15 protein-coding genes are annotated in these 14,192 nt (G+C 64.9%); 2 read left to right on the forward strand and 13 right to left on the reverse strand.

Annotation, left to right across the window (positions count from 1 at the left end):
• Positions 1–15: 15 nt before the first annotated feature.
• Complete coding sequence (locus tag QP904_RS04385) at positions 16–1,089, forward strand: HNH endonuclease signature motif containing protein (protein ID WP_284835592.1); 1,074 nt, start codon at positions 16–18, stop codon at positions 1,087–1,089.
• Between the two features lie 99 nt (positions 1,090–1,188).
• Here the strand turns inward: QP904_RS04385 and QP904_RS04390 are convergent, their stop codons facing one another.
• The 9 genes from QP904_RS04390 to QP904_RS04430 all read right to left on the reverse strand — a co-directional run bounded on the left by QP904_RS04390 (position 1,189) and on the right by QP904_RS04430 (position 10,257).
• The gene (locus tag QP904_RS04390; RefSeq protein WP_200288313.1) at positions 1,189–2,568 is read right to left on the reverse strand and encodes a protoporphyrinogen oxidase; all 1,380 of its coding nucleotides are present in this window, start codon (positions 2,566–2,568) and stop codon (positions 1,189–1,191) included.
• A complete protein-coding gene (hemE, locus tag QP904_RS04395) occupies positions 2,569–3,603 on the reverse strand; it encodes a uroporphyrinogen decarboxylase (RefSeq protein ID WP_239208697.1) in 1,035 nt (344 codons plus the stop codon).
• A 37-nt stretch (positions 3,604–3,640) separates the two neighbouring features.
• Positions 3,641–4,132, reverse strand: coding sequence for a tellurium resistance protein TerC (locus tag QP904_RS04400; RefSeq protein ID WP_239208699.1), 492 nt, complete (start codon positions 4,130–4,132; stop codon positions 3,641–3,643).
• The gene (locus QP904_RS04405) at positions 4,129–4,812 is read right to left on the reverse strand and encodes a CCDC34 family protein (RefSeq protein ID WP_239208701.1); all 684 of its coding nucleotides are present in this window, start codon (positions 4,810–4,812) and stop codon (positions 4,129–4,131) included. The genes QP904_RS04400 and QP904_RS04405 overlap by 4 nt, the downstream gene beginning before the upstream one ends.
• Positions 4,813–4,821: 9 nt before the next feature.
• Entirely contained in the window at positions 4,822–5,805 is a 984-nt protein-coding gene (gene hemB / locus QP904_RS04410) for a porphobilinogen synthase (RefSeq protein ID WP_200288314.1), read from the reverse strand.
• 28 nt (positions 5,806–5,833) lie between these two features.
• Positions 5,834–7,510 carry a bifunctional uroporphyrinogen-III C-methyltransferase/uroporphyrinogen-III synthase gene (locus tag QP904_RS04415; RefSeq protein WP_234288131.1) on the reverse strand — a complete coding sequence of 559 codons (1,677 nt, stop codon included), beginning with the start codon at positions 7,508–7,510 and terminating at the stop codon, positions 5,834–5,836.
• Between the two features lie 208 nt (positions 7,511–7,718).
• Positions 7,719–8,606 carry a hydroxymethylbilane synthase gene (hemC, locus tag QP904_RS04420; protein WP_023020479.1) on the reverse strand — a complete coding sequence of 296 codons (888 nt, stop codon included), beginning with the start codon at positions 8,604–8,606 and terminating at the stop codon, positions 7,719–7,721.
• Positions 8,607–9,941, reverse strand: a complete 1,335-nt coding sequence (locus tag QP904_RS04425) for a glutamyl-tRNA reductase (RefSeq protein ID WP_239204747.1) — start codon at positions 9,939–9,941, stop codon at positions 8,607–8,609. It abuts the gene before it with no gap.
• Between the two features lie 73 nt (positions 9,942–10,014).
• The gene (locus QP904_RS04430; RefSeq protein ID WP_023020477.1) at positions 10,015–10,257 is read right to left on the reverse strand and encodes a glutaredoxin family protein; all 243 of its coding nucleotides are present in this window, start codon (positions 10,255–10,257) and stop codon (positions 10,015–10,017) included.
• An 88-nt stretch (positions 10,258–10,345) separates the two neighbouring features.
• Here QP904_RS04430 and QP904_RS04435 point away from each other — a divergent pair, with 88 nt between their 5' ends.
• The gene (locus QP904_RS04435) at positions 10,346–11,383 is read left to right on the forward strand and encodes an HAD family hydrolase (RefSeq protein ID WP_023020476.1); all 1,038 of its coding nucleotides are present in this window, start codon (positions 10,346–10,348) and stop codon (positions 11,381–11,383) included.
• A 95-nt stretch (positions 11,384–11,478) separates the two neighbouring features.
• Here the strand turns inward: QP904_RS04435 and QP904_RS04440 are convergent, their stop codons facing one another.
• From QP904_RS04440 to QP904_RS04455, 4 genes are all read right to left on the reverse strand, one after another.
• Positions 11,479–11,580: a 30S ribosomal protein bS22 gene (locus QP904_RS04440; RefSeq protein WP_003855542.1), complete on the reverse strand. Its 102-nt coding sequence runs from the start codon at positions 11,578–11,580 to the stop codon at positions 11,479–11,481.
• 239 nt (positions 11,581–11,819) lie between these two features.
• Positions 11,820–12,008 (reverse strand): helix-turn-helix domain-containing protein, encoded by a 189-nt coding sequence (locus tag QP904_RS04445; protein ID WP_005527601.1) that lies wholly within the window; start codon positions 12,006–12,008, stop codon positions 11,820–11,822.
• 225 nt (positions 12,009–12,233) lie between these two features.
• Entirely contained in the window at positions 12,234–13,025 is a 792-nt protein-coding gene (gene proC / locus QP904_RS04450; RefSeq protein WP_023020475.1) for a pyrroline-5-carboxylate reductase, read from the reverse strand.
• A 72-nt stretch (positions 13,026–13,097) separates the two neighbouring features.
• The gene (locus tag QP904_RS04455; RefSeq protein ID WP_259824730.1) at positions 13,098–14,183 is read right to left on the reverse strand and encodes an Rv0497 family membrane protein; all 1,086 of its coding nucleotides are present in this window, start codon (positions 14,181–14,183) and stop codon (positions 13,098–13,100) included.
• Between the last annotated feature and the right edge of the window lie 9 nt (positions 14,184–14,192).

Below are 14,192 nucleotides of genomic sequence, written 5' to 3' on the forward strand. Positions count from 1 at the left end.
CTTAGGCTGCGGGGCATGACAGCTCTTCAGACCTATCTCGCGGCCTTGGCGCCCGGCATCGATATCGTTGCCGGGTGCGCTGGCATGTCTGAAGACCAGCTGTGCGCCGCCGGCGCGCCCAATAAAACGGCCCGCACCTTGCTCACGCTTGCCGACGCCCTCTTTGCCCCCACCTCCTTTAGCCGCCTCCAACGCCAGGCAGTTAACGCCGCGCGCGAGCGCGCCCACCCGCTGCCCACGCTGGAGGTAATCGAGCGCTACGCTTCCCGCGCCAAGACCAAGCGCGATGCCTGGCGCCTGCGCGTGGAGTTGTGTCGCACCGCCGCCGATACCGATGAAATGGAAAAGCTAGCGCGTAAAAAGCTGCGCGAACTCAATCCCCCGACCCCGCCACGCCCCGGCGTGCGCATCCGCCGTCGCAAGGACGCGCCGTGGACCCTCGCTATTACCGGGCCTTCCTCGCTCATCGCGGACTTGGAATCCAGCCTGGACGAGGACGCGCCTCTCGATTCCGTTGCGGAGCTCTTCTCCCCTTCCGGCGCCGCCCCAGCCACCCGTCCAACCATTACGACGAATGCAATTATCACGCTCGACGAACTCGACCGCATCATCGATGGCGACGGCGAGGAAATCACCATCCAGCTCACCAACGGTGCCCGCCTCACCGGCGCGGAACTTGTCTCGCGCACGCTGGCAGAGCGCGGGCTTATCACCCTCGTCCATCCCTACGAAGGTGCGGTCAACCTCTACCGGACGGAACGCATGGCCAGCGAAAAGCAGCGGCTCATGGCTGCCGCCGAAAACCCTGTGTGCCCGTGGCCCGCGTGCAACTACCCGGCGGATAAATGCCAGGTGCATCACCTGCAAGCGTGGCGACACGGCGGCGAGACCAACATGTCAAACCTCGCCACCTGCTGCCCGTACCACAATGGTGCCAATGACGATGACCCGAATGCCCCGCCTGTCCGCGGGCGACTCGTTCGCCGCCGAGGTCGCGTGGTATGGCAACCGCCATGGGCCGATACCGCCGCATCGCCGTCCAGCCCGAACGAGCCAGTGCAACCGACCCCGCCGGATCCACCGCACTAGCACTCATGCCGCTAGGCAGCAGGATGCCCTGCTGCCACTTTGGCATGCCCGCACCACGCCACAGCGTATGACCCGGAATGCACGAATCGTGCGGCACCGCTAGCCGACGATGCGCGCGGCGGCGGCGCGGGCATCCGCAATGACGTTGGGCACTCCAACGCCGCCGGCCCAGGCGCCGGTGACATCGACTCCCGGCGTCGCCGCGAGGGTACCGCGTGCGCCGGCCACAGTTTCGAGGTGCCCGGCGTCGTAGCGCGGCAGGCCGCCGAACCAACGCTGGGTGAAGATCTCCGCGACACCCGCGGCGCGGCCGTCGAAGCCGGTGAGTCGCTGGAGGTCATCGAGGGCATAGTCGACAAGGTCGTCTTCTTCGGCGCGGACGATGGCGTCGTCGCCAAAGCGGCCGAAGGAGGCACGTACGAGGGCACCGCCACGCTCAGCCAAGTGCGGCCACTTGCGGGAGGAAAGTGTAAAGGCCTTGGCGTGCACATCGTCTTGGTCGGTGGCCACGAGAATGCCGGAATTCTGCGGCAAAGCGTTTCCCGAAGGGTCTGTATCGGACTCGAATTTCAACCCCACGACGGCCGACGCTGCCAACTTCACTCCCTTCAGCCGTCCCGCCGCTTGCGGGGCGACCTTGCTAAGAAGGCGCGCCGCGGTCGGAGCCGGGGTAGCTACCAGCACGCGATCAAACGGCGCCGCATCGGCCGGTGCTCCGGCCAGGCGGAATTGCTCGCCCTCGCGAGTGATGCCGGAGATAAAAGTATCGAGGTAGATCTTGGCGCGGGATTGCTCGGCCAGTGCCTCATAAAGCTGCGCGTAGCCGCCGCGAAAAGTCTGGAAGACGGGGCCGCCGCTGCGGGGCGCGGCCGCGCGGGCCTCCTCCAGCGTGCGGACCGCGGCCGAGAGAGTCACTGGGCCGCGCTCGGACAGCGCGTCGAGGGTCTCCGCCAGCGCCGGGATGGTCGCGCGCAAACCCAGATCATCGGCCGAACAGGAGTACACGCCGCCGAGGAGGGCGGAGATAACGTGGTCGACGAGGTCGTCGCCAAACTGCTGGCGCACCAGCTTGCCTGCGGAAACGTCGCTGCCCGCCGTCCACTCGAAGGGCTCCTCATTGTCGATGCGGCGCGCGGTCTCGGCCGAGACCAAATGCGCGACCGGCTCCGAGTGCGAAGGAATGCCCATCATTCCGCCGCGCGGCAACGGCTTGAGCTCGCCGGAGTACACCAGCGAGTGCAGACCGGAGGGCTCGACCAAGCTATCGCCGAGACCGAGGGATTCGATAAATTCCACGGCATCGCGCCGGCGGGCGAGGAAGGCCTCGGCGCCCATGTCGGTCGGGCCGTCGTTAAACGGCACAGAGTACAGCTTGCCACCGATCCGGCCGGCGGCCTCGAAAACCTCGACGTCGTGGTCGCGCAGCTCGTAAGCGGCCGTCAAGCCCGCCAGGCCGGCACCGATAATCGCAATACGCATTTAGCCCTCCTCGTGGATGATGGAAACGGCGCGGGTGATTGCTTCCGCGTCAGTAGTTGGCAGGACCCCGTGGCCGAGGTTCCAGATGTGGCCGTCAATATCGCCGCGCTCGCGCGCCCGATCGACCTCGCCGCGGATGGTGCGTACGGCCTGGCGCACGGCGTCGTCGCCGGCAAAAAGCATGGCCGGGTCAAGGTTGCCCTGCAGCACGCGGGCGCTCACGCGCTCGGCCGCGGCATCCATGGGCACGCGATAGTCGACGCCCATGACCTCCGACCCCGCCTCCGACATTGCTGGCAAGAGCTCGCCGGTGCCGACGCCGAAGTGGATGCGCGGAATATCTACGCCGGCCAGGATTTCTCGCGAATACGGCAAAACGAATTCGCGGTAGTCGCGCTCGTTGAGGTAGCCCGCCCAGGAATCGAAAAGCTGCATGGCGTCGATGCCGGCGTCGACCTGCACCTGCAGGAAGCGGGTGATGGTAGGCACCAGGCGGCGCATGAGCAGATGCCAGGTCTCCGGCTCGGCGTGCATGAGGGCCTTGGTGCGCTCGTGGTTCTTAGACGGCCCGCCCTCAATGAGGTAGCTAGCCAGCGTGAACGGCGCACCAACGAAGCCGATAAGCGCTTGGGTTTCGGTGAGCTCGGTCAGGATGCGGGCGATGCCTTCGGTGACCTCGGGGACATCGGCCTCTAGCAGCGGCAGCTTGCCGACGTCCTCCCTACTCCGCACCGCCTGCTCCATCACCGGCCCGCGACCCGGCACGATGTCGACCTTGACGCCGGCGGCTTTGAGCGGGACGACGATATCGGAAAATAAAATGGCAGCATCAACGTCATGGCGGCGCACCGGCTGCAGGGTAATTTCTGCTAGCAGTTCTGGCATGAAGCAGGAATCGAGCATGCTAATCCCCTCGCGGGCGGCGCGGTATTCCGGCAGCGAACGGCCAGCCTGGCGCATGAACCAGACTGGGGGTCGGGAGGGGGTGCGGCCGAGGGCGGCGTCGATAAGCGGGGCACGATTAAGTCGAGACATGCCCCAATTATGAATCAAAAGTTGGAGTGGGGGCTAATTAGCCACGCAAGCTGCGGTCCTTAATAAAGCGGTTGGACTGCGGCTGGAAAAGCAGCGCGAGGGCGATGATCAAGGAAATGGGGATAATCAGCAGGCTAAGCCCGCCAATGCCAAGCGCCAGGGCGGCGATATTATTAAAGAGCGCGATGGCGATGACAATGGTGATGATGCGGCGCGCCCACTTGGACCCGCTGGCCAGCTGCGCGGCAAAGAGCGCCAGCACGACGGCGCCGACGGTATTGGTCACCGCAACAAATAGGCGATTTGAATGGAGATACTCCGCGACCTGCGGGTTCTGGGGCTCTACCTGCGGCCCGCCCGAGCCGAAGATGCCCACCAGGCCGCTGACCAGCATGAGCACGGCGCTGACGACGAGCACCCAATAGGCCCAGCGCAGCGGCCGCGGCCAGGCGTCGAGGTTCTGGCTGGCGGAGGTATTTCTGGCCGCGCGGTTATAGTCCCGGGGTCCGGGCCGCTCGGTATTGCTCATCGCTTGTCCTCCCGGTCAGTGCGCTTGCTACGCTGGTCATCCTTGGCACGCTTGCGTTCTTGCTCGGCGCGCTTCTTCTCGCGCTGCGCTTGTTCGAGTTCCTTTTCCAGCTCGCGCATCTGCTCGAGCTCGCCGGTGTAATCCAAGGTATCGACCCGCACGGAGAAAATCAGGCCGAGCACCGCCGCGACGCCGACCAGGATCTGCACCATGCCATCGGCAGCAAAGAGCCAATCGGGCACATCAGCGCCGGCCGGGGTAACCATGAAGGTCAGCAGGATGCGGAAGCCAAAATACAGCGAGAAAGCGAACCACACGCGCCGCGAGGTACCGGCCCGCTTGCCGCGACGCGCCAAGGACCGCAGCAGGAAGGCCAGCAGCACGATAATCGCCAAGGAAATGGCTGCCGAAAGGGCGACGGAGGCGTAGGCGGCGGTGCGGAGGAAGGCGTCGGAAAGCTGGGCTTCATCGACGCCGGCCGGTGCGGACTTGGCCATCTCCTTGGCCTGCGACATGAGTACGTCGTGGTTGAGCAGCGTCAGCACCACGTTGAGCACCTGGTGCACGGCCTCGCCGCACAGCGCGCCCATCCACAGCCACAGCATGTACGCCACGGATTCCGGGCGTTGCGTGCGCGGCGAGCGCGGAGCAGGGGCGGACGACGGGGGCGTAACAGTCACAGGGATCCTTTACTTGAGCAGGCGGGCGGCTTCGGTAGCGAAGTAGGTGAGAATCTGGTCGGCACCGGCGCGCTTGAACGCGGTCAGGGACTCGAGCATGATGGCCTCGCCGTCAATCCACCCATTGGCGGCCGCGGCCTTGACCATCGCGTACTCGCCGGAGACCTGGTAGACCGCAACCGGCACGGGAGAAGTCTCCGCCACGGCCGAAAGCACATCCAAGTAAGGCAGGCCGGGCTTGACCATGACGAAGTCCGCGCCTTCTTCGATGTCGAGCTCGACCTCGAGCAGGGATTCGCGGAAATTGCGCGGATCCTGCTGGTAGGTGCGGCGGTCGCCCTCGAGGGAGGAGCCGACGGCGTCGCGGAACGGGCCGAAGAAGGCGGAGGCATACTTGGCGGAATAAGCCATGATGGCCACGTCCTCGTGGCCGGCCTCGTCGAGGTCGGCGCGGATGGCGGCCACCTGGCCGTCCATCATGCCGGACGGGGAGACGATGTGGGCGCCGGCGCGGGCCTGGGAGCGGGCCATGTCTTGGTAGAGCTTGACGGATTCGTCGTTAAGCACGCGGCCCTTGTCATCCAGCACGCCGCAGTGGCCGTGGGAGGTGAATTCGTCGAGGCAGGTATCGGCCATCACGATGAGGTCATCGCCGAATTCCTCGCGCAGGCAGGAAATGCCGCGGTTCAAAATGCCCTGCGGGTCCCACGCGACGGAGCCGGTATCATCCTTGTCTTCCTCGAGCGGAACGCCGAAAAGATCGACGCAGGTCACGCCGGCTTCTAGCGCCTCTTCGGTCGCGCGGCGCAGGGAATCAAAAGTGTGCTGGTAAACGCCCGGCATGGAGGGAATCTCGCGCGGGGCGTCGAGACCGTCCACGATGAACATGGGCAAAATCAGGTCCGAGGGGCGGACCTGGGTTTCGGCCACAAGGTTGCGCATCGCGGGGGTGGTGCGCAGGCGGCGTGGGCGGCGGGCTGGGAAGGTGCTCATTGGGTACTCCTTAGAGCGAGACTAAAACTTATGCCTTGTCGACCTTAGTAGCCTTCTTGCGCGAGCGGCGCTTCTTCCTCGGCGCGGGAAGGTTTCCGGCGGCGCGGAGGGCGGCGACGTGGTCTGCGAGGGCGTCGACAAGTGCGGGTACGTCCGCGACCTCGGGCACGACATCAACGCGCAAGCCCATCTCTTCCGCGGCCGCTCTTGCCGACGGCCCGATACACGCAATGATCGTCCGCTGGTGCGGTTTGCCCGCAATGCCCACCAGGTTGCGCACGGTGGACCCAGAGGTGAAGGCGACGGCGTCGAAGCCACCGGTCTTGATCATGTCGCGGATCTCGGCCGAAGGCGGGGCGGCGCGGACGGTGCGGTAGGCCACGACGTCATCGACTTCCCAGTCGAGGGCCTTGAGCCCATCCACGAGGGTATCGGCCGCGATATCGGCGCGCGGGAGCAGGACGCGGCCGACGGCGTCGATATCTTCCACGAAGTTGGGGAAGACATCGAGCAGGCCCTCGGCGTTCTGCTTTTTCTTGTGCGGTAAAAGCTCCGGGACCATGCCCTTGGCGCGGATGGCGGCCGCTGTCTTGGTGCCCACGGCCGCGAGGTGGACGCCGGCGAAATCGCGGGCGTCGAGGCCCAGCTGGGCGATCTTATCCCACACCGCGTTCACTGCGTTGACGGAGGTAAAGACGATCCACTTATAGCGACCCTCAACGATTCCCTTAATGGCGCGGTCCATCTGTGCCGGATTGCGCGGCGGCTCGATGGAGATGGTGGGCACGTTTTGGGGAATGGCTCCGTAGCCGGCCAGGCGCGCGGACATCGGGCCAGCCTGCTCCTTAGTGCGCGGCACGAGCACGCGCCAGCCGTAGAGGGGACGGTTTTCCCACCAGGAGTATTTGGTGCGGTCGTCGATGCTGCGGCCGAGGGTGACCACGAGCGGACCGACAAGGTCAGCGTCGAGCTTGCCCATGGTGCCCAGAGTGGTCTCGTAGGTGCGCTGCAGGCGGGTGGTGCCGTGCACGGTGACAAAAGCCTCGGTCTCGGCCGGCATGCCGCGTTGTTGTAGCTCTTCGGAGATGACCGGCAGGTCCTCCTTCGTGGCCTGCAGAACGATGGGCTGCGTGGCGTTGGCCAATGCGTCCCAATCGGCACCGTTGGTGACATCGGCCTCGGTATAAGTCGAGCCGAGTGCAATGCCAGCAAAGGACGGCACGGTCGACGGCAGGGACATGCCCGGCACGACCTGGAATTCCAGGCCTGCGGAGGCCACGGCATTGATTTCGGCCTTGATGGACTCGCGGTGCAGCGGGTTGCCGGTCACGAGGCGGATGACATCTTCGCCGTCGGCCTCAACCAAGCATTCACGCAGCTGTCCGACGATATCCTCTCCCGGTTCATACAGCACCGCCGCCGTTGGCGGGGCGGGGCGGGGCGGCTTGCGGCGCGCGCCCTTGGCCTTGGCGTCGGCGCACATTTGGGCGTATTCAGCCTCGGCGGCGTCGAGAAGCTCTTGCGGAACGGGCAGGGCGGCTGCGACGGCATCGCGCACCCCCTGCATGACCTCTGGATCGGTCACGGCGATGGCACTATTTGCCAGAACCTCGCGGGCGCGGACGGTCAGCAGGTCGGGATTACCTGGACCAGCGCCCACAAAGACGATCTTGCCCAATTGGGTGTCTGGCGCGGCATTGCTCATAAAGTTCTTTTCTAAATTCGGGCGCGCGGCACCGCGCACGGACATGATCGCATGCGGTGTGGTTCCCCGCGCCGGCGGTGGGTGACACGGTCATAACGGCCAAAATCCCAGGCCTTAAGTCCTGGGATGCCCTTAAAGGGGGCCGGATCATTGCGGGACAATGATTTGTGGTATCTACACCTTAAATTATTAGCGCCTAAAGGCGAAATTACTTGCCCAGCAGCTCGGCCGCACCACCGGCGAAAAGCTCGTCGGAAACGCGCGCGCCGAGCTCGGCGGCTTCGGCCGCAGGCCCGGAGGCGGTGGCAGTAAGCTGACGCGAACCATCGAGCGCAAAGACGCCACCGCGCACGGTGAGCTGGTCGCCGTCCCAGCGCGAGGTGGCGGCCACCGGCGCGGTACAGCCGGCCTCAAGGCGGGCCAGCACGGCGCGCTCACCGGCCGCGGCGGCCGAGGCGCGGTCATCGACGATGGCATCGAGGGCCGCGGCAGCCTCGGTTCCGGCCACAGCCTCGATGGCGAGGGCGCCCTGGGCCGGCGCCGGCATGAAGACGGAGGGCTCGAAGATTTCGGTGGCTCGGTCCGCGTAGCCGCCGCGCAGCAGGCCGGCGTAGGCCAACAAGACGGCGTCGAGCTCGCCATCGGTGACCTTGGACATGCGGGTATCGATATTGCCGCGCAGCGGGCGAATCTCCAGGTCGGGGCGAATGGCGGCCAGCTGGGAGATGCGGCGCGGGGCGGAGGTACCCACGCGCGCGCCCTGCGGCAGCTGCGCCAGGCTCAGGCCATCGCGGGCGACGAGCGCCTCGCGGGAATCCTGGCGCTGCGGCACCACGAGGCGGAAGCGATCATCGGGCGCGGTGGGCAGGTCCTTAAAAGAGTGGACGGCGATATCGCACTCGCCGGCATAGAGGGCCTCGCGCAGCGCTTGGGTAAATACGCCGACGCCGATACGCTCGACCGGTGCCATATTGACGTCGCCGGCGGTGGTGACGATGTGGAGCTGGGAGTCAAAGCCGGCGTCGATAAGCCAATCGCGGACGTGGCCCGCCTGGGTGGTGGCAAGCTTGGAGCCGCGGGTACCAATCTGAAACATTTAGGCCTCCTTAGTCATGGTGGGCAATTCATTAACGGCCACGGACACTCCGGAGCCTTCCAGTTGCAGGCCAAAAAGTTCCTGCAGGGCATTCTCGCTGCTGACACTGCTTTCCGACGCCGCCAGTTTCTTCGCCCGCACCGTTGGTTCATGCAGCAGCTTATCGGCCACGCGCTTGAGGGCGCGCTGGACGTCCTCAAGTTGCTTGCCCGAGATTTCGGGGTGCTTATGTTGCAGGCGTGCGGCCTCGCATTCCACGAGGTCGGCCGCGCGGCGGTGCAGGGCGCTCACGGCCGGGACGACATCGCGTACGCGCTGCGCAGAGGTATAGGCTGCCAGCTCTTCGTCGACGATGCGCCGGGCCTGCGCGTGCGGGCTAGTGCCGGCCGCGACGTCGGTATCGGCGGCCGAGAGCGACTTGCTCAGGCGCTCGATATTGACCAGATCCACGCCCTCGGCCGCAGCGGCGGCATCGTCGATATCGCGCGGCAGGGAGAGATCGATGAGCATGAGCTCGCGGCCGGCGGGAATGTCGGTGGCCTCGATGGTGAAATTATCGGCGCCGGTGGCGGAGATGGCCAGGTCGACGTCGGAAAGCGCGGCGGCACGTTGGGAAAAGTCCACGACGCGGGCGGCAACGCCCGCCTCCTCGGCGTGGCTGGCCAGGCGCTCGGCGCGCTCACGAGTGCGGTTGGCCAGCACCAGCTCCTTGACCCCCAGCCGGCCGGCGTGGGTGGCGGCGAGCGATGCCATAGCGCCCGCGCCGAGGACCAACGCGGTCTTGCCGGCCAAGTCCTCAGCGTCTAGGCGCTGCAGGGCTTGGTCGAAGGCGAAGGACACCATGGAGGAGCCTGCCTCATCGATGTCGGTCTCGGAGTGCACGCGCTTGCCCGCCCGTAGTGCCGACTGCGCCAGCGCGTGGATGCGCGGTCCGGCCGTGCCCTGTTCGGAGGCGGCCTGGTAGGCGCTGCGCACCTGGCCGATGATCTGCTGCTCTCCTACCACCATGGAATCCAGCCCAGAGGTCACCGACATCAGGTGCTCGGCCGCGGCGTCGGCATAGCGCACGTAGAGGTAGCTGCGCAGCTCCTCCTCGCTCACGCCCGATACTTGGGTGATCACGCGCACGACTTCCTGCACGCCGGCGTGGAAGGAGTTGGTGACGGTGTAGATCTCCATGCGGTTGCAGGTGGAGATGATCATCGCCTCTGAAAGTGAGTCGGCCGCCACCAGTTTCCCGCAGGCGGAATCCTGGACCGCACTATCCATGCTCAGCTTCTCCAGCAGCGCCACTGGCGCCGACTGGTGGGACATGCCCACGACGAGCACGCTCATGCACAACACTCCTCAACCATTTGATTGATTTTAATCCTCCAAAAGAATACCCGCCGGTGGCATGGATCCCGAATTATCTGCTTAGTTCGGCCGCGAGCTCGGCGTTGTCTACTTCCCAGCAGGCGAACTCTTCGCCGTCGATGACCACGACGGGTACGCGATCACCGAACTCCATGGCCAGCTCCGCATCCTCATCCACGTTACGCACGGCAAGCTCCGCACCTGCCTGCGTGACAACGGGGGTAATCTGCTCCCTCACGCGCGCACAAGAACCGCAGGTGGTGCGCACCATGAGCTCGACGAGATACTGAGACATATTCTCCTCACAGGGACGGCGGCGGTCGAAACCATTACTATGGACACGTTAGTCCACCCCGCGTTTGCGAAAGCTGTTTGTCTGACTCGTGTCCGCTACCACTCCCCCAGGGTTCCCCGAAACTCCCCGCGAATTCTTGGCCAACTGGACCGCCTCGCGCGGCAATCTGCGTAATTTTTTAGAAAACCAGGCGCTCGCCCCGCTGGACGAGGAATCCCAGCGCACCGCCGGCGAAGCCGCGGCCGCGGCGGCATTGGAAGAATTCGGGCTGGATCTAGAGGATTTTGCCTCCGGTGTGGATTCGGTAACCGGCTCTTATGACGCGGCGGGCGCGCAGCGTATTACCGCCCAGGACCCAGACGTACCGGTAGATGTGGGCGCGGCGGCGTTTTTCGACGTCGACAATACCCTCATCCAAGGCTCCTCCCTCGTGGAATTCGCCTTCGGGTTGGCCCGCAAGCGCTACTTCCGACTATCGGAAATCGTGCCGATTGCATGGAAACAGCTTAAGTTCCGCGTTTCCGGCAGCGAAAATGCCAGGGACGTCGCCGCCGGCCGTGCGCAGGCGCTGGAGTTTGTCAAAGGCCGCAGCGTCGACGAGCTGGTCGAGCTATGTGAGGAGATCGTGGACGCCTCGCTCGCACGCCGCGCGTACCCCGGCACCACCCAATTAGCAGAAATGCACTTAGCCGCCGGCCAGCAGGTGTGGTTGGTCACGGCCACCCCGGTGCAGCTAGCGCAGGTGCTCGCGCGGCGATTCGGGTTTACGGGAGCGCTCGGCACCGTCGCGGAGGTCAAGGATGGCAAGTTCACCGGCCGGCTGGTCGGCGATATCCTGCACGGCCCCGGCAAAAAGCACGCCGTAGCCGCGCTCGCGACCATCGAGGGCTTGGACCTTTCGCGCTGCACCGCGTATTCGGATTCCGCCAACGACGTGCCCATGCTGTCCATGGTCGGTACCGCCGTGGCCATTAATCCAGACCGTAAGCTGCGCACCATCGCCAGCGAGCGCGGCTGGCTGGTGCGCGACTATCGATCCGTGCGCCGCGCTATCCGCACCTATGGCCTGCCGGCCCTGGCCACCGCTGCCTTTTCCTATGGCGGCTGGCGCTACTACCGTCGCTAAGCTACTGCTTGCGGTAGCGGTCGGCGCTGGGAAGGGACTGTAGCAACATGCAAAAACCCTCCGCACAAAGGCGGAGGGTAAGAAGCGAGCTGGGTTTACTTGCCCAGCTTACGGCGCTGCACGCGGGTGCGGCGCAGCATCTTGCGGTGCTTCTTCTTGGACATGCGCTTGCGGCGCTTCTTAATGACGGAACCCATAGAGTCCTCACTTTCAAATAGTACGTACTGTCAAACTTGTCAGCGCTAAAACGGCGAAGGTGCACTCTTGCCGCCGTGGCCACACGGACCGCGGGCCACATCAGCGAGCCGACACGAATGCACACCATCTTACCCAGCCCCCAGCCCGTGACCAAAAAGGGCCCAGGAGAAAGAACAGCGCCCACCACCGCTGACCACGATGGCCAGCAGAGGTGGGCGCTGTCTAGTGCGGCGCGAGCCTAGGCTCCGTAGACGGATGCCTCCAAGTACTCGTTGACGGCGGACTCGTGGACGCGGAAAGAGCGTCCAACGCGAACAGCCGGCATTTCGCCTGCGTGAACCAAACGGTAGACGGTCATCTTGGAGACGCGCATAATCTCGGCGACCTCCGCGATCGTCAGAAAGGTTCCCTTATCTTCATTTGCCATATATATCTAACCCTTCAGCTCGGTGCGCGCTGTAGGCTTCCCCTCCCACAGGACTTCACGCACGTGCTTGTCCTAGCCTATCGTGAAACATGTGACTAATGCGACCCAAGTGCCAAATTTCTTCACAGCATTCATTAGGGTTTACCCCGAAAGCGCTGCTTAACACCCGCCCCAACGCTCCCGGGCGGGTACACCCCCACCACGGGAAGGTCGCGCACGGAAGCTTTAGCCAAGCTCCTTAGCCTTGTCGGAGCAGGCCTCTGCCGCGCGGTAGAACGCTCCGCGCAGGCCGGACTCCTCCAGCTCGCGAACAGCGGCCGCGGTGGTGCCGCCCGGCGAGGTCACTCCGGCACGCAGCTGGGTGGCCGAGCGGCCAGAGCTGGCCAACATCTCACCAGAGCCGGCTGCGGCCTGGGCGGCAAGCTTCTCGGCGACGTCGCGGGGAAGCCCGAGCTGCACGCCGGCATCGACAAGCGCTTCTGCCACGAGGAAGAAATAGGCCGGCGAGGAGCCTGCCAGCGCGGTGGCGGCGTCTATATTCTTCTCCGGGATAACCGCAACCTCGCCAACGGCTTCGAGCAGCTCGCGCACGCCGTCCATCTGGGCATCGCTCACATGCTCGCCGGCCGCGCAGGTGCACATGCCGCGGCGCACCAACATGGGGGTATTGGGCATAACGCGCACCACCGGCACGCCTTCGCCCGCCGCATCCTGCAGCTGCTCTAGGGTCAGGCCCGCGGCCATGGACACGACCACGGCATTCTTGGCCGGCTCAAGGCCTTCGAGCAGGTCCAGGATGGCGTAGGGCTTCACACACGCGAAGATATAGTCCGCGCCGTCTACCGCCGCTGCATTATCGCTGGTGGTATTCACGCCATAGGTCTGTTCGAGTTCTTGGCTGCGCGATTCGGTGCGATTGGTAACCGTGATATCCGAGCCCGCAAAGCCCGAAGCTACGAGTCCCGAGGTCAAAGCCTCACCGATTTGTCCGCCGCCTAAAATTGCAATCTTTGTCATAGTCTCCACCATGCCAAAAATGTGGAACCCCGGCTACCACGTGGGGTAACCGGGGCATCGACAAGCGCGGGGTTAAAGCATAACCAATAGCAGCGGGCCGAAGGTGAGGACGAGACCGGTAAAGCCGGCCAGGAACATGGAGAAACCATCGCGTGCGGTGCGCAGCGCGTGGGTCACACCGACCATAATCGCGGTGACGCACAGCGCTAGGACGGCCACGACCAGGCGTGGGAAGTTATCCCACAGAATCTCAAAGCCCTTGAAGATGACAATCGCCAGCAGGATGCCCGCGACAATCATCAGCAGGATGGATACCGGGTTGAGCTTCTCGTGCTCTTCTTCCACCCAATCCTCGTTGTCCTCGACCTTGGGTAGGTTGCCGGTTTCCTCTGCGCTCTTGGCGACGCCCGCCTTCTTCGACGCCGGCACCGCCGCCGCGGCCGCTCCAGCACCTGCCGCTCCAGCGCCCGCTGCCGCAGCTCCCGCTCCGGCTACCTTCGCGCGCTTATCATCCTTAGGCTTTTCAGCAGCAGGCTTCGCTGTGCCCTGCTTTTCAGCGCGGGCCTTCTCCGCGGCTGGCTTCTTTGCCGCTGGTGTGTCCGCAGCAGGCTTTGCCGCAGCAGGCTTAGCATCGCCCGCCTTATCCACCCGCTGGATTACCGCGGTGTCATCGGCTGAAGGCTGGTTCTTCTTCGCCGCGTCCGGGGCCGCGCCGGTAGCAGAAGGCTTCTGTGCGGCCGGAGCAGCGGCAGCCGGAGTAGCGGACGAAGCAGCTGCAGTCTTTGTGGTGGGCTTTGCGGCAGGCTTGGTAGTCTGCGCCGCCTTAGCTGCGGGCTGTGCCGCGCGCTTTGCCGCCGGCTTTGCGGCTGGGTCCGCGGCGGGCTTCTTCGCGGAATCGGCACCGGCCTGTTCGGCTGACTTGGGGGAACGGATGACGGGGGCGTCTTCGTCGATAGAGACGGAGGTGTGCTTGGCCTCAGCAGGAGAAGCCTTGACCTTTTTGAGGTTGCCGGTCAGCTCGGCAACGGAAATGCCGCCTTCATCCAGGCTGCGGCGGTGGCGACGAGAACGGTTGTCTTTCTTGCTTTCCTTCTCGCCGCGGGCTTTGTTATTGCGAGCCAGCAGCTCCGCCACGGTCAACTTATTCTGGTCAGCCATGATCTCTTC

The sequence above is a fragment of the Corynebacterium nasorum genome, from assembly GCF_030229765.1.
Lineage (GTDB): Bacteria > Actinomycetota > Actinomycetes > Mycobacteriales > Mycobacteriaceae > Corynebacterium > Corynebacterium kefirresidentii.

Coding starts and splice junctions, on each gene's coding strand:
- QP904_RS04385 (WP_284835592.1), top strand. CDS start 16: ATGACAGCTCTTCAGACCTATCTCGCGGCCTTGGCGCCCGGCATCGAT.
- QP904_RS04390 (WP_200288313.1), bottom strand. CDS start 2,568: ATGCGTATTGCGATTATCGGTGCCGGCCTGGCGGGCTTGACGGCCGCT.
- hemE (WP_239208697.1), bottom strand. CDS start 3,603: ATGTCTCGACTTAATCGTGCCCCGCTTATCGACGCCGCCCTCGGCCGC.
- QP904_RS04400 (WP_239208699.1), bottom strand. CDS start 4,132: ATGAGCAATACCGAGCGGCCCGGACCCCGGGACTATAACCGCGCGGCC.
- hemB (WP_200288314.1), bottom strand. CDS start 5,805: ATGAGCACCTTCCCAGCCCGCCGCCCACGCCGCCTGCGCACCACCCCC.
- QP904_RS04415 (WP_234288131.1), bottom strand. CDS start 7,510: ATGAGCAATGCCGCGCCAGACACCCAATTGGGCAAGATCGTCTTTGTG.
- hemC (WP_023020479.1), bottom strand. CDS start 8,606: ATGTTTCAGATTGGTACCCGCGGCTCCAAGCTTGCCACCACCCAGGCG.
- QP904_RS04425 (WP_239204747.1), bottom strand. CDS start 9,941: ATGAGCGTGCTCGTCGTGGGCATGTCCCACCAGTCGGCGCCAGTGGCG.
- QP904_RS04430 (WP_023020477.1), bottom strand. CDS start 10,257: ATGTCTCAGTATCTCGTCGAGCTCATGGTGCGCACCACCTGCGGTTCT.
- QP904_RS04440 (WP_003855542.1), bottom strand. CDS start 11,580: ATGGGTTCCGTCATTAAGAAGCGCCGCAAGCGCATGTCCAAGAAGAAG.
- QP904_RS04445 (WP_005527601.1), bottom strand. CDS start 12,008: ATGGCAAATGAAGATAAGGGAACCTTTCTGACGATCGCGGAGGTCGCC.
- proC (WP_023020475.1), bottom strand. CDS start 13,025: ATGACAAAGATTGCAATTTTAGGCGGCGGACAAATCGGTGAGGCTTTG.
- QP904_RS04455 (WP_259824730.1), bottom strand. CDS start 14,183: ATGGCTGACCAGAATAAGTTGACCGTGGCGGAGCTGCTGGCTCGCAAT.